This is a genomic window from Verrucosispora sp. WMMA2044 (assembly GCF_027497155.1).
In the GTDB taxonomy this organism is placed as follows: Bacteria; Actinomycetota; Actinomycetes; order Mycobacteriales; family Micromonosporaceae; genus Micromonospora; species Micromonospora palythoicola.
In genome coordinates this window covers 5,051,258-5,066,000 of record NZ_CP114913.1, presented here as the reverse complement: position 1 = coordinate 5,066,000, position 14,743 = coordinate 5,051,258, and the positions used below count along the sequence as shown (strand labels likewise).

Genomic DNA, 14,743 nt, shown 5'->3' with positions numbered 1-14,743 from the left:
CCGTACGCTGCAACGCATGCGTACGTGCCGGGCGGCAGCCGCCGGAAAGTTCACGGTGGTCCTGGCCACGCTGATGCTGGTGGCCGCCTGCGGCTCCAGCGGCCCGAGCCCGCGCGCCTGGGCCGCCTCGGTCTGTTCGGCGCTGACCCCCTGGCGGGCCGAGATCAGCAAGTTGACCAACAGCACCGACCAGCAGATGACCGCGCAGACCACCCCGGCGCAGGCCAAGGAGAACCTGGTCCGGCTCTTCGGCGGCGCCGAGCAGGCCAGCGAGACCGCCCGGCGCAAGGTGGAGCAGGCCGGCGTGCCCGAGGTGGAGCACGGCGAGGAGGTCTCCGCCGGCTTCCGCGCCTCGCTCGCGTCGATGCGGGACGCCTACGGCCGGGCCCGGACCACCATCGACGGCCTGGGCACCGGCGAGGCCAGCGCCTTCTACGACGGTGTCCGCGACGCGGTGGAAACCCTCCAGCAGGAGTACGACGCCAGCGCGCTGGACACCAGCCGGCTCGACTCCGAGGAGTTGAAGCGCGCCTTCGACGAGGTACCCGAATGCCGTTGAGCGGTTCCGGCGAGACACCAGCGGCGCAACCGCTGCCGGTGTCCTTCCCGCCGCCCGCCGGAACACCACCGGCGCGCCGTCGGCGGCCGAGCGGCCGCCGGCCCGCCCCCGTCGATGCGCCGGCTCACGACGACTCCCCGGATGACCCGTCACTGGTGCCGGCCGACGCGACCGGCCGCGACCGGCAACTGGTCTTCTTCGGCGCGGAGACCGGTGAGCCCTCCGTGGCCGATCTCGCCGGGCTGCTCGCCGGACCGGGCGAGGTGCACCGGATGGGCGGCACGGCCCGGTTGTCGGTGGTGGTGGCGGCCGCCTGGCGGGTGCACGTGCTCGTCACCGAGCTGGCCCAGCGGGGTGTCCGCAGCAACTGGGCGCCCACCGAGGACCAGCGCTACGCGGTGCGGACCGCGTACACCCGGACGATCGTGCCGCTCGCGGCGGCCTGGCTGCACGGCCCGACGCAGCATCCGCCGCCGAATTTCCAGCTCGACGGCCGGCGGCTGCGCCTCTGGCTCGCCGCCGCCGGAGTGGCCGATCCGCCCGACTTCCTGCTCCACCTCGGCGGTGACGACCCGGCCCGGTGGGCCGCGGTCGGTGCCGCTCTGGCCACCGCCGGGCTGGCCGGTGAGCTGGTCGCGACCGGACCCGGCGGTCCCGCGTACCGGATCGCGGGCCGCCACCGGACCCGGCGGCTGGCCGAACTTGTCGGTGAACGCCCGCCCGCGAGCCCGCCCTCGGCCTGGCCGAGCCGGGTCTGACGGTCGGCGCGGCTGTCCGATCGGAGACAGCCGGGTGTCGGGGAACACAGGGAGAATCGGCCGGGTTTGACCTCCACCGAGGGGCTGCCATGGTCACAGCGGCCCGCTCGACACCCTACCCAGGGTGTACGGTGACGCCGTCCGGCGTGACCACAGATCGTCCGGGGCGGATCCTCGCCCGCGAAACCCGAAACACGGACGGCGCGTTACGTTGGACATCCGGACCGCCGGGTACCGGTGGGACGAGTGCGCCCCAAGCCGGCCAGGCGCGGCCATTGAGTGGGAATGAGGTCGAAACAGACGTGCCGAGCAACGCTGGAACCACCCGTCTGGTCATCGTCGAGTCTCCGGCGAAGGCCAAGACGATCTCGGGCTACCTGGGCCCGGGGTACGTCGTGGAGGCCAGCTTCGGGCATGTCCGTGACCTGCCACGTAACGCCGCCGACGTGCCGGCGAAGTACAAGGGCGAGGCGTGGGCGCGGCTCGGCGTCGACGTCGACAACGGCTTCCACGCCCTCTACGTCGTCTCCGCCGACCGCAGGCAGCAGATCAGCAAGCTGACCAAGCTGGCCAAGGAGGTCGACGAGATCTTCCTGGCCACGGACGAGGACCGCGAGGGCGAGGCGATCGCCTGGCACCTGGTGGAGACGCTCAAGCCCAAGGTGCCGGTCCGGCGGATGGTCTTCCACGAGATCACCAAGCCGGCGATCCAGGCGGCGGTGGCCAACCCCCGGGAGATCGACCGGGATCTCGTCGACGCCCAGGAGGCCCGGCGCATCCTCGACCGGCTCTACGGCTACGAGGTCTCCCCGGTGCTGTGGAAGAAGGTCATGCCGAAGCTCTCGGCGGGCCGGGTGCAGTCCGTGGCCACCCGGATCGTGGTCGAGCGGGAACGGCAGCGGATGGCCTTCCGCACCGCCGAGTACTGGGACATCCTGGCCACCCTCGCCGTGACCAACCCGGGCGAGGGGCCGCGCAGCTTCAACGCCACGTTGGTCGCGTTGAACGGCGACCGGATCGCCACCGGCAAGGACTTCGAGCCCACCACCGGCCGGGTCCGGCCCGGCGCCGGCGTGGTCCACCTCGACGAGGGTGGGGCCCGAGGGCTCGCCGCCCGCCTGGCGGATCGGCCGTTCACCGTCACCCGGGTCGAGGAGAAGCCGTACCGGCGTCGCCCGTACGCCCCCTTCATCACCTCGACCCTCCAGCAGGAGGCGGCCCGGAAGCTACGGTTCTCGTCGCAGCAGACGATGCGCACCGCGCAGCGGCTCTACGAGAACGGCTACATCACCTACATGCGTACCGACTCGGTGAACCTGTCGGAGACCGCCATCGCCGCGGCCCGCCGGCAGATCGTCGAGCTGTACGGCGAGCGCAGCGTGCCGCCGGAGCCGCGCCGCTACACCGGCAAGGTGAAGAACGCGCAGGAGGCGCACGAGGCGATCCGCCCGGCGGGGGACAACTTCCGCACCCCGGGCGACGTGGCCAAGGAGTTGTCGGCCGAGGAGTTCAAGCTCTACGAGCTGATCTGGCGGCGCACCATCGCCTCGCAGATGACCGACGCGGTCGGCTCCAGCGTCTCGGTGCGGATCCGGGCGACCACCGCCGGCGGCGAGGAGGCCGACTTCGGCGCCACCGGCAAGACCATCACCGACCCGGGCTTCCTGCGGGCGTACGTCGAGTCCAGTGACGACGAGAACGCCGAGGCCGAGGACGCCGAGCGGCGGCTGCCGAACCTGGTCAAGGACCAGCCGCTGACCGCCGACGAACTGGCCGCGCAGGGCCACCACACCCAGCCGCCGGCCCGCTACACCGAGGCGTCGCTGGTGAAGGCACTGGAGGAGCTGGGCATCGGCCGCCCCTCGACGTACGCGTCGATCATGCAGACGATCCAGGACCGGGGGTACGTCGTCAAGCGCGGCCAGGCGATGATCCCGTCCTTCCTGGCCTTCGCGGTGATCGGGCTGATGGAACGGCACTACCCGCGGCTGATCGACTACGACTTCACCGCCAGCATGGAGAACGAGCTGGACGAGATCGCCGGTGGCGACCACGCCGCCGTCGACTTCCTCACCGCCTTCTACTTCGGCAGCAGCAACGGCACCGGTGACCAGGCCATCGCGCACGCGGGTGGGCTGAAGAAGCTGGTGACCGAGAACCTCAGCGAGATCGACGCGCGCAGCGTCAACTCGATCCCGCTGTTCACCGACGACGACGGGCGTGAGGTGGTGGTGCGGGTCGGCCGGTACGGGCCGTACCTGCAACGCCGGGTGCCCGGCGAGGAGCAGGCACCCGCCGCGGAGGGCGAGGAGGGCACCAGCCCGGGCGACCGGGCGCCGATCCCGGAAGGGCTCGCGCCGGACGAGCTGACCCCGGAGAAGGTGCACGAGCTGTTCCTCGGCGGGGGTGGCGAGCGCAAGCTGGGCGACGACCCGGCCACCGGGGAACCGATCCTGCTCAAGTCCGGTCGGTTCGGCCCGTACGTGGCCAGCGGCGAGCGCAAGTCGTCGCTGCTGCGCTCCCAGTCGCCCGACTCGCTCACCTTCGATGAGGCGCTCAAGCTGCTCAGCCTGCCCCGGCTGGTCGGGGTCGGCCCGGACGGCGCGGAGGTCTTCGCCAACAACGGCCGCTACGGCCCGTACGTCAAGCGTGGTGACGAGTTCCGCTCGCTGGACTCGGAAGACAAGATGTTCACCGTCACGCTGGACGAGGCCCTGGCGTTGCTGGCCGCACCGAAGACCCGCCAGCGCCGGGCCGCCGCCCCGCCGCTGCGGGAGATGGGCAACGACCCGCTCACCGAGAAGCCTCTGGTCATCAAGGACGGCCGGTTCGGTCCCTACGTCACCGACGGGGAGACCAACGCCTCGCTGCGGCGTGGCCAGACCCCCGAGGCGTTGAGCCTGGAGGAGGCCTCCGAGATGCTCGCCGAGAAGCGGGCGAAGGGTCCGGCCCCGAAGAAGAAGGCCGCCGCCAAGAAGGCCCCGGCCAAGAAGGCGACGGCCAAGAAGGCCACCGCCACCAAGGCGACCGCGAAGAAGGCCACCGCCACCAAGACGACGGCCAAGAACACCCCCGCCACCAAGTCCACCCCGGCAAAGGCCCGCACCACCGACTGACCTCGCCAATCTTGGTCCCGAACCGCCCCCAGGAGGGCTCGCAGGGACCAAGATCTCTCGGCTGTCCACAGGGGCAGCGTGGGGGACGGCGGCGGGGGAGGGTGGGGTGTGGGGAATCGAGATTCGGGACAAGATGCGGGGTGGGTGGGGTGTGGGTCCGGGGTGGATGGATCCGCGGGGCGCAGGGGTCAATTGCGGCCGCCTGGTGGACGGGGGAAACGAAGCGAAGGCGGACCGGGCCCGAGGGCGGGTTGGCGAGCTGGTCCGGATGATCCGAGGGCAGGTCGGCGGAGCACTGGGGGGCGTGACCCGAGGGCGGCGTTCCGGGGCCGGGGGTCGGGGCTTCCGAGGGACGACGCGGACGAGCTGACCTGGTTGCTGTTCCACCAGGCGCAGGTGCTCAGCCTCGATCAGGCCCGGCTACACCTGTCGCCGAAGGCCATTCGGCACCGGGTGACTTCCGGTCGTTGGCGGCAGGTGCACCGGGCTGTCTATGTGACGCACAACGGGCCGCTGACACGAGAGCAACTGCCGTGGATCGCCGTCCTGTCGGTCGGCCCGGCGGCGGTGCTCGGCGGGCTGAGCGCCGCGCAGGCCTGGGGCCTGCGCAGACACGGCGACGGAATCGTGCACCTGCTGATGCCGGCGGAGCACCGGCCGCGTTCCTTACCGCCCAGCGTCCGGGTCCACCGCACCACCATCCTGGCCGACGAGGACGTCCTCGACGTCGGGCAGCCGCGTCGGACGATGCCGGCCCGGTCCATCGTGGACGCGGCGCAGTGGGCGGCCGGTGACCATGAGGCGTGTGCCATCATCGCGGCCGGCTTTCAGCAGCGTCTCGTCGGCGGCGACGATGTGCAGCGGGTACTCGATCGCCTGCCCCGGGCCCGGCGGCGTGACCTGATCCGCCGGACGGCCGTCGACGCGGCGGGTGGCGCACACTCCCTGCCGGAGCTGGAGTTCCTCGCCCTCGTCCGGCGCGCCGGGCTGCCCGAGCCGACTCGGCAGGTGGTTCGGCGGGATTCCGCCGGTCGCCGCCGCTACCTGGACGCGTTGTTCGAGGAGTGGCGGGTGCTGGTGGAAATCGACGGCGGCCAGCACCTAGACCCGGCCGCCGCCTGGGCGGACATGCGCCGACAGAACGACCTGTGGCAGCGCGGTGACCGGGTGCTCCGCTTCCCGGCGTGGGCCATCCGCCACGCCCCCACCCAGGTCATCACCCAACTCCACGCCGCCCTGACGGCGGCGGGTTGGCGCCCGTGACTCTGCCGGATCTTGGTCCGAAAACGCCCCCGGAGGGGCGCTCGCGCACCAAGATTCGGGGTGGGTTCAGCCGAGGAGGGTGGTCAGGTAAGGGGTGGTGAGGGTGCGGTGGGGGTCGAGGTGGGCGCGGATGCGTTGGAAGTCGGGCCAGCGGGGGTAGGCGGTGGCGAGCGAGGCGGCGTCGCGCCAGTGCAGCTTGCCCCAGTGCGGCCGGCCCCCGAGCCCGGTGGCCACCGCCTCGAAGGCCCGGAAGTACGGCTCGTACGGCATGCCGACGTACTGGTGCAGGGCGAGGTACACCGAATCCCGGCCGTAGGCGTGCGACAACCAGATGTCGTCCCCTGCGCTGAAGCGAACCTCGACCGGGAAGAGCACCTTGAACGGCAACCCGTCGATGATGCGACGCACCGCCGACAGCGCCTCGGGCAGCGCCGCGCGCGGCAGGGCGTACTCCATCTCCAGGAAGCGGACCCGGCGGGGACTACAGAAGACCGCGTCGGAGCGACCGGTGTAGCGGCGCTCGCCGAGCGCGCGTGCGGAGAGCGCGCTGATGCCCGGTGCCAGGCCCGGCAGGGCCCGGCCGAGCCGGCAGACTCCGGCGAAGACGGTGTTGGCCAGGAAGTCGTCGTCCAGCCAACCGCGCCAGCGGGACAGCGGACGGTCGTCGACCGGTACCCGGTCGTTCGTCTTGAGGTGCACCCGGTCGGTGTACGGGAACCAGAAGAACTCCAGGTGGTCGTGCGCGGCGACCAGGTCGGGCACCCGCGCCAGCACGGCGTCCAGTGTCGCCGGACGTTCGTGGGCCAGTAGGACGAAGGCGTCCACACAGCGCAGCGTCACCTCGACGAGTACGCCGAGCGCGCCGAGCGAGACGCGGGCGGCGTCGAAAACCTCCGGATGTTCCTCGGCGGAGCAACGCAGCACCTCGCCGGCGCCGGTGACCAGGGTCAGCGCCTCGACGAAGGTGGCCAGGCCGCCGTGGGCCGCACCGGTGCCGTGGGTGCCGGTGGAGATGGCCCCGGCGACGGTCTGCGCGTCGATGTCGCCGAGGTTGGGCAGGGCCAGTCGGTGCGCGGCGAGTAGGGCGTTCACCTCCCGCAGCGTCGTCGCGGCCGGTACGGTGACGAGGCGTCGATCGACGTCCACGCGTACGTCGATGGCAAGTCGGGTCAGGTCCATCCGTTGCCCGTCGCTGACCGCGACCGGGGTGAAGGAGTGGCCGCTGCCGACCGGGCGGATCCGCTCGCCGGCTTCGGCGGCAAGTCGGACCTGCTCGGCGACCTCGTCGACCGAGGACGGCCGCAGTACTACGGTGGCCGCGCCGCGTTGGTTACCCGCCCAGTTCGACCAGGCGGCGGTCTCGGTGGCGGTGCTCTCGACCATCGGCCCGCTCCTAAAGATGAATATGAACCGAATTCATATCAGGAACGTTGTCCCTGGTAAACACCGCAATCGAGGCCCGCTCGTTGTACCGGTAGTCACGGACTCGTGACGTGCAGATATGTTCATCCGTCGAGAGGGGGTGGCGCGTGTCCACTTCAGCCGCCACGACCGGGCCGCTGCGTCGAGTACCAGTGCAGGGTCGTAGTGTCGCGCGGGTCCAGCGGATGCTGGACGCCTGCGCCGAACTCGTCGACGAGGTGGGGTACGAGGGACTGACCACCACCCTGCTCGCCGAGCGGGCCGAGGTGGCGATCGGGTCGGTCTACCAGTTCTTTCCGGACAAGCGGGCGATCGTGCAGGCGCTGACGCTGCGCACGATGGAGTCCTACCTGCAGCGGCTCGATGAACGCTTCGCCTCGGACGACCTGACCCACTGGTGGGACGGGGTCGACGCGGGGATCGATGAATACATCACGATGCACCGCACCGTTCCCGGGTTCCGTACCCTGCACTTCGGCGACGTGGTCGACCTGCACCTGCTCGATGAGCAGCGGGACAACAACGGGGTGATCGCCGACCAGCTGGCTCGGGTGCTCACCGAGCGGTTCGGGCTGGCCGACGTGCCGGACCTGCGTTTCCATCTGGAGATCGCGGTGGAGGCGGCCGACGCCCTGATCAAGCTGGCGTTCCGGCGGAAGCCGGACGGGGACGACCGGGTGCTCACCGAGGCGAAGGCGCTGATCCGGGAATACCTGCACCGGCAGGTCGACGCCCGGGGTGACGCCGGCCGCCGGCCGGTGGTGCAGCCGGCGAAGCCGGCCGACGACCAGATCGTCGCCGAGGCGGAACCCGCCCAGCCGGCGGCCCAACCCGCCTGACGCCGACCTCACCCACCGCCGACGCGGCCAGCCGGCGCGCCGGTCAGAGGAAGGCTCGACCCTCGCCCCGATAGGTCGGCACGGTGGCCACCACCTGGTCGCCGTCCACCAGGTGCAGCTCGTTCACCCGTTCACACAACTCCCCCGACTTCGCGTGCCGGAACCAGACCCGGTCGCCGATGCGCAGGTGGGCGGCGGGTGCGCCGGTCAGCGGGGTCTGCACCTCGCCGGCGCCTTCGGAACCGAGCAGGCTGAGCCCGGCGGGCAACCACGGACGGGGCAGTCGGCTGCGGTCGGCCGACCCCGAGGCGATCCAGCCACCGCCCAGCACGGTGGCCAGGTCGGGCGTCGGACGCCGGACCACCCCGCAGGCGAAGAAGGCCGCCGGGGTGGGCCGCCAGGCACGGTAGGCGTCGAACAGCGTCGGCCCGTAGAGGCCCGATCCCGCGGTGATCTCGGTCACCGCGGGATCAGCCCGGGTCGCGGCCACGCTGCCGGTGCCACCGCCGTTGACGAACTCCAGGTCGGCGTGCTCGCGTACGGCGGCCACCGCCGCACTGCGGCGGACCAGCAACTCGCGGTACGAACCGCGCTGGGCCAGCCGGATCGCAGTGCCGAGCGCCGCCCGCCCGGGCGGTGCGTCGCCCAGGCCGGCGATCTGCGCCTCGTACGACATCAGCCCGACCAGCCGGAAACCAGGTCGACGGGCGACGGTGGCGGCCAGCCGGCCGGCCGCCCGGGCGCTGTGCACCGGTGAGCGGCGGACACCGACGTGCAAGCGCCCGTTCAACAGCCGCCACGAGGCGTCCAGGTCCAGGCAGATCCGTAGCTCGGCCCGGCGGCCGGAGGGTGACACCGCGTCGCAGAAGTCCAGCTGGTCCGGGTCGTCGACCATCAGGGTGATCGCGGCGGCCAGCACCGGATCGGCGCCGAGTTCGGCGAGCGCTCCCCGGTCGACGGTGGGGTACGCCACCAGCACGTCGGCGCTGATCCCGCTGCGGACCAGCCAGATCGCCTCGGGCAGGGTGAACGCCATCACCGAGTGCCAGCCCGGTCGGGCCAGCGTGCGGGCGATCAACTCGCGGCTGCGTACCGACTTGCTGGCGACCCGCAACGGCTTGTCGCCGGCCAGGCCGACGAGGGCGGCGGCGTTGGCGTCGAAGGCGCCGAGGTCGACCACCGCGTACGGCGGGTCGAGGTGCGCGGTCGCCCGGTCCAGCCGGTTGCGCAGATTCTCGCTGTCGGTGGCCACGTGTGCACGCTAACTGTGAAACGGTTAATGCGAAATACCCTCGTGTCCGGGTTGCCTGGGTCGGGCTGGCCACGGCGGCCTAGGCTCGGCGAGCAGGCGGTGCAGGACGGGAGGACGTCCCTACCGGGTCTAGAGTGTTCCACCGGGGGTGCCCAGCGATGGGCCGGCACGTGGAGGTACGGCCATCGAAAGCGAGTTGAACGGCGAGTCGTCCGGCGTGTCGCCGGCGGACCAGCCCGCCGGCACAGCCGACCAGCCCGCCGGCACCGCCGGACGGGACGCGGCCGGCCAGTCCGGTGCCACCGACCAGCCAGGCAAGGCGGGGACGCAGGGTCCGTCGGGAGGTTCCGGCGGGCAACCCGACCTGACCGGGTACGGAGCGATCCGCTCGGTGCTGCGCATCCGACCGTTCCGTCGGCTCTGGATCGTGCTCGGCGCGGCCTCCTTCGGTGACTGGCTCGGCCTGCTCGCCACCAGTGTCTTCGCCGCCGCCCAGGTGGAGGGAAGCACCGCCAAGGGCGCGGCCTTCGGTGGCGTGATCGCCATCCGGCTGTTGCCCGCACTGTTGCTCGGCCCGGTTGCCGGAGTGCTCGCCGACCGGTTCGACAGGCGCTGGACGATGGTCATCTGCGACCTGCTGCGGTTCGTGCTCTTCGCCTCCATCCCGCTCTACGCGCTGACCGGTGCCAGCGGCGCGCGAGTGGTCAGTTGGGCGGCGATCGCCACCTTCCTGATCGAGACGGTCACCCTGCTCTGGATCCCGGCCAAGGAAGCCGCGGTACCGAACCTCATCCCCCGGGCCCGGCTGGAGACGGCCAACCAGCTCACCCTGATCACCACGTACGGCCTGACCCCGGTCTTCGCCGCGATCGTGCTCTCCGCGCTCGACGGCATCATCCGGGGCGCCACCGGCGGCGAGATGCCGGGCTGGGCCCAGCCGGCCCAACTCGCGCTCTGGTTCAACGCGTTCTCCCGGCTCGCCACCGCCCTCGTGGTGGCCTTCGGTATCAAGGAGATCAGTCAGGGGCAGACCGACGAACGGGACCGCACCGAGCAGAGCATGATGCGCCAGTTCACCGAGGGCTGGCGGTTCATCGGGCAGACCCCACTGGTGCGCGGGCTGGTTCTCGGCATCCTCGGCGCCTTCGCCGGCGGCGGCATCGTCATCGGCACCGCCCGGTTCTTCGCCGACTCGCTCGGTGCCGGTGACGCCGCGTTCTACCTGCTGTTCGGCGCGATCTTCATCGGCCTGGCGATCGGCATCGGGCTCGGGCCGATGATCGTGCGGGAGATGTCCCGGCGTCGCTGGTTCGGCATGAGCATCGTGCTGGCCAGCGCCTCGGTGATGACCCTGGCCTTCGCCATCCACCTGTCCATGGCGCTCGTCGGCGCGGTCTTCGTCGGGGCCGGCGCCGGGATGGCCTTCCTCTCCGGCACCACCCTGCTCGGCGGTGAGGTCGCCGACGAGGTACGCGGCCGGGTCTTCGCCGTGGTGCAGATCGGTACCCGGCTCGTGCTGATCCTGGCGATCGCGCTCGGCAGCCTGCTGGCCGGTGTCGGTGGCTCCCGCACGCTGACCATCGCCGACCTCGGCATCTCCGTCTCCTCCACCCGCCTGCTGCTGCTCGCCGCCGGTGCGGCCGGCATCTTCGCCGGGATCAGTGCCTTCGGGCAGATGGACGACAAGAAGGGCGTGCCGGTCCTGGCCGACCTGTGGGGGTCGATCCGCGGCCGTCCGCTGATGCCGGCCGAGCCGTTCGTCTCGGCCGGACTCTTCGTGGTCTTCGAGGGCGGCGAGGGCGCCGGCAAGTCGACCCAGCTCGGCAAGCTGGCCGAGTTGCTCCGTGGCCAGGGACGGGACGTGGTGGTCACCCGGGAGCCGGGCGCCACCGGCGTCGGTACCCGGATCAGATCGCTGGTGCTGGACACCACACCCGACGAGGCACCCTCACCGCGTGCCGAGGCGTTGCTCTACGCCGCCGACCGGGCGCATCATGTGGCCACCGTGGTCCGGCCCGCGCTGACCCGGGGCGCGGTGGTGATCAGCGACCGGTACGTCGACTCGTCCCTGGCCTACCAGGGAGCCGGCCGGACGTTGCCGGTCGACGAGGTGTCCTGGCTCTCCTCCTGGGCCACCGGTGGGCTCAAGCCCGATCTGGTGGTGCTGCTCGACGTCGATCCGCGCACCGGGCTGTCCCGGGTCGCCGCGCGTGCGGAGAGCGCCGACCGCCTGGAGGCCGAGTCGATCGCCTTCCACGACCGGGTCCGCTACGCCTTCCTCGATCTCGCCGCCGCCGACCCGAAGCGTTACCTGGTGCTCGACGGTGCCCGCTCGGCCGAGGACATCGCCGAGCGGGTCGCCCGCCGGGTGGAGGAGCTGCTCGGCAACGCCGACGGGATCGAGCACCCGGGCCCGGCGCACGGTCCGGACACCTCGGTGCAGCCCGAGTTATCCCCATCGGAGCTGGTGACGACGGAGCGGACCTGATGCCGGAGGCCTTCGCCGACCTGGTGGGGCAGGACGAGGCGGTGCAGACGCTGCGGCGGGCCGCCGCGGCTGCCGCCGCCGTGCTGCGCGCCACCGGCGAACCCGAGGCGGCCGTCGGCGCTGATCCGGGCGGGGGGATGACCCACGCCTGGATCTTCACCGGCCCACCCGGCTCGGGCCGGTCGGTCGCGGCGCGGGCCTTCGCCGCCGCGCTGCAGTGCGTGCACGGCACCGGCTGTGGCGAGTGCCCCGGGTGCCACACCACCCTCGCCGGCACCCACGCCGACGTCCGTCTGGTGGTGCCCGAGGGGCTCTCCATCGGGGTGAACGAGATGCGGGCGCTGGTGCTCCGGGCGGCCAGCACCCCGTCCGGTGGGCGCTGGCAGGTCGTCATCATCGAAGACGCCGACCGGTTGACCGAGGCGGCCGGCAACGCACTGCTGAAGGCGGTGGAGGAACCCCCGCCGCGTACGGTGTTCCTGCTCTGCACGCCGTCCACCCACCCGGACGACATCTCGGTGACCATCCGGTCGCGGTGCCGGGTGGTGCCGCTGCGGCAGCCGGCGGCCGAGGCGGTGGCCGAGGTGCTGGTCCGCCGGGACGGGATCGCCCCTGACGTGGCCCGCTGGACGGCCGCCGCCACGCAGGGCCATGTGGGGCGGGCTCGGCGACTGGCCCGTGATCCGCAGGCCCGGGCCCGGCGGGAGGCGGTGCTCGCGGTGCCGCGTCGGCTCACCGGGGTGGGCGCCGCCTTCGACGCCGCGTCCGCGCTGATCGAGGCCGCCGAGGCGGAGGCCGAGGCGTCGGTCGCGGAGATCGACGCCACGGAGCGCGCGGCGCTGGAGACGGCACTCGGTGCCGGCGGTACCGGCCGGGGTGCGGCCGGCGCCGCCCGGGGAGCCGCCGGTCAACTGAAGGACCTGGAACGACGCCAGAAGTCACGGGCGACCCGGGCCCAGCGGGACGCGCTGGACCGGGCCCTGGTGGACCTCGCCGCCTTCTACCGGGACGCGTTGACCATGGCACTGGGGGCACCGGTCTCGCCGGTCCACTCCGACACCGCCGAACTGGCCGAGGCCGGTGCCCGTAGCTGGCAGGCGGAGGGGGCGCTGCGGCGGCTGGAGGCGGTGCTCACCTGTCGCGCCGCGATCGAGGCCAACGTCAAGCCCCGGATCGCCGTCGAGGCGATGATGCTCGCCCTCTGGAAGGGCTGACCGCCGTCGTTCCGGCGCGACACCTCGACGAACGGCCGGCTCCGGGCCTGGTTGTCGCGCCTCCGGCCGCCCTGTAGCCGGACCGTTGCCCACAGCCATCGACAGGCGCAATTCGCGTGCGGTACGGTCCGGTGTGCCGTGGTGACGGTAGCGGCACGCACAGTGATGAAACCGGGAGGAGTCCGGCGATGCCGCGGGGTGAGATCGACGAGGCGTGGATTGAGGAGGCGGTCCGGCGCTACCGCCGCATCGAGTCTCTCCAGGCCGAGTTCGACCAGGCCGTGGCGACGGTCGAGGTCACCGTCCGCTCACCGGACGGCCTGGTCGAGGTGGTGGTCACCGCCGGCGGCCGGATCACCGACGTACGGTTCCTCGGCCCCCTGCACACCCGGGCACCGCGCGACGTGGCCGACTCGGTACGAGCCGCCGTCACCGCCGCCGCCGACGCCGCGGAATGGGCGAGGGAAAAGCTGCACAACGAGACCTTCACCGCGTACCGACCGCTGACGGGGGCCTGAGATGGACAGCCTTCGCACCCTGGCCGGCCGCCTCGACGAGGCGAGCGCCACGCTTACCGCGCTCTCCCGGTCGGTCACCGCCGGGGACCCGGCACAGGTGGCGTTCGGTGCCGACGCGCCCGGTCGGCCGGGCGAGGTCGGGCGGGCGTTGCATCGGCAGTGGGTGGCCGCCACCGGCGATCGGGCCCGGGAGGCGCACAACGCCGCCATCCAGCTGGCAACCGTGGCCGCCGCACTGCGCGAGGCCGCCGACCGCTACTCCGACACCGACTCCGCCATCTCCCGTCGGCTCGCCGGTGAGGCGTGATGGATTTCCTCGACCGGCTCGCCGAGCCTGGCCTCGATCTGCTGGAGCGGGTCGACACGCTGCTCGCGACCGGCGCTCCCGAGGGGCACCGGGTGTGGCCGTTGTTGCGCCGCATGCAGGTGCTGCCCGGTGACGCGCTGCGCGGCTTCCTCGACCTGCGGCCGGGGCCGCTGGCCACCGCCGGGCACGCCGTGCGTCGGCACGTGCACGGTTACGACCACGCCTGCGCCGCGCTGACCGATGCGGTGCTCTGGTCCGGTTCGGCCGCCACGGCGTACGGCCAGTCGCGGGCGACGCTGCTGCGACACCTGGACGAGGGGCCCGAGAGCCTGGTCGGGCGGCTGGAAGCCACCGCCGGCTATGCCGACGCGCTCGCCGACTGGGTGGAGGGCAGCCGGCTCGCCGCCGCTCGGGCACTGGCCGAGGCGATCGGCTCGGCCGAGGCGGTTGCCGTCGTCGCCGCCACGTCGGACGGCCGGGCGACGGCGCAGACCGGAAGGTCCGGAGCGGGTGCGGTCGCCGCCGCCGAGATCGGTGCCCGGGTGCTGGCGGTGCTCTGCGTGGCGTACGACGGTGTCGAGACGCTGTTGCGACAGTGGTCACCGAGCCTGGCCGAGTCTCCGTGGCGACCGGGGGGCGCGCGGTTCCGACCGGACAGCGGCGGTGGTCCGCCGGGCGGCCGGACGACCCGGGTCGGCTGGTGACGTCCACCCACGTCGTCTCCGGTGCCTGCACCCGCGCCCGCACAGGGCGCACGGCGCCGCTCGCGGGCCTCTCGAAGATGGCCCGTCAGCGGCGCCGTGACCTTCCCTGCACCCCCCGCAGGTCTGCTCTCCACTCAACGCCTTCGGCCCGGTCTTGTCCCGCCCGTGACGCAGGTTTCAGCCGTCCGGGCAGCATCGTCGGACCGGTGGCCGGGCCGGGCATCGGTCGAGTCGACAATCATGGATGGCTGACTGCCGGCGGTCCGGGGCAACGGCGCCCACGGTCGACCCGGCGCATTTCCG

The 14,743-nt window shown here is 72.5% G+C and carries 12 protein-coding genes; 10 read left to right on the top strand and 2 right to left on the bottom strand.

The features are described from left to right. The first annotated feature begins 16 nt into the window (after positions 1–16). From O3597_RS23005 to O3597_RS22990, 4 genes are all read left to right on the top strand, one after another. Positions 17–559 carry a hypothetical protein gene (locus O3597_RS23005; RefSeq protein ID WP_164446458.1) on the top strand — a complete coding sequence of 181 codons (543 nt, stop codon included), beginning with the start codon at positions 17–19 and terminating at the stop codon, positions 557–559. After that, positions 550–1,317: a hypothetical protein gene (locus O3597_RS23000; protein ID WP_281602373.1), complete on the top strand. Its 768-nt coding sequence runs from the start codon at positions 550–552 to the stop codon at positions 1,315–1,317. Before O3597_RS23005 ends, O3597_RS23000 begins: the two co-directional genes overlap by 10 nt. 302 nt (positions 1,318–1,619) lie before the next feature. Further along, complete coding sequence (gene topA, locus O3597_RS22995; protein ID WP_164446456.1) at positions 1,620–4,433, top strand: type I DNA topoisomerase; 2,814 nt, start codon at positions 1,620–1,622, stop codon at positions 4,431–4,433. A gap of 375 nt (positions 4,434–4,808) precedes the next feature. After that, entirely contained in the window at positions 4,809–5,696 is an 888-nt protein-coding gene (locus O3597_RS22990; RefSeq protein ID WP_281602372.1) for a DUF559 domain-containing protein, read from the top strand. Between the two features lie 66 nt (positions 5,697–5,762). On the opposite strand, the gene O3597_RS22985 is transcribed toward O3597_RS22990, so the two are convergent. Then, positions 5,763–7,079 (bottom strand): D-arabinono-1,4-lactone oxidase, encoded by a 1,317-nt coding sequence (locus O3597_RS22985; RefSeq protein WP_164446455.1) that lies wholly within the window; start codon positions 7,077–7,079, stop codon positions 5,763–5,765. Positions 7,080–7,303: 224 nt separating this feature from the next. Between O3597_RS22985 and O3597_RS22980 the strand changes: the two genes are divergently transcribed. Further along, positions 7,304–7,957, top strand: a complete 654-nt coding sequence (locus tag O3597_RS22980; RefSeq protein WP_164446778.1) for a TetR family transcriptional regulator — start codon at positions 7,304–7,306, stop codon at positions 7,955–7,957. Between the two features lie 43 nt (positions 7,958–8,000). On the opposite strand, the gene O3597_RS22975 is transcribed toward O3597_RS22980, so the two are convergent. Continuing rightward, positions 8,001–9,209: an amino acid deaminase/aldolase gene (locus O3597_RS22975; protein ID WP_281602371.1), complete on the bottom strand. Its 1,209-nt coding sequence runs from the start codon at positions 9,207–9,209 to the stop codon at positions 8,001–8,003. A 391-nt stretch (positions 9,210–9,600) separates the two neighbouring features. Between O3597_RS22975 and tmk the strand changes: the two genes are divergently transcribed. The 5 genes from tmk (at position 9,601) to O3597_RS22950 (ending at position 14,440) form a co-directional block, all read left to right on the top strand. Next, on the top strand, positions 9,601–11,697 hold the full coding sequence (tmk, locus tag O3597_RS22970; RefSeq protein WP_164446777.1) for a dTMP kinase: 2,097 nt from the start codon (positions 9,601–9,603) through the stop codon (positions 11,695–11,697). Then, entirely contained in the window at positions 11,697–12,911 is a 1,215-nt protein-coding gene (locus O3597_RS22965) for a DNA polymerase III subunit delta' (protein WP_281602370.1), read from the top strand. The genes tmk and O3597_RS22965 overlap by 1 nt, the downstream gene beginning before the upstream one ends. Before the next feature lie 188 nt (positions 12,912–13,099). Then, entirely contained in the window at positions 13,100–13,429 is a 330-nt protein-coding gene (locus O3597_RS22960) for a YbaB/EbfC family nucleoid-associated protein (RefSeq protein WP_093404078.1), read from the top strand. 1 nt (position 13,430) lies between these two features. Further along, positions 13,431–13,736 (top strand): hypothetical protein, encoded by a 306-nt coding sequence (locus O3597_RS22955; protein ID WP_164446453.1) that lies wholly within the window; start codon positions 13,431–13,433, stop codon positions 13,734–13,736. Further along, positions 13,736–14,440, top strand: a complete 705-nt coding sequence (locus tag O3597_RS22950) for a hypothetical protein (RefSeq protein ID WP_281602369.1) — start codon at positions 13,736–13,738, stop codon at positions 14,438–14,440. The genes O3597_RS22955 and O3597_RS22950 overlap by 1 nt, the downstream gene beginning before the upstream one ends. Positions 14,441–14,743 lie beyond the last annotated feature (303 nt).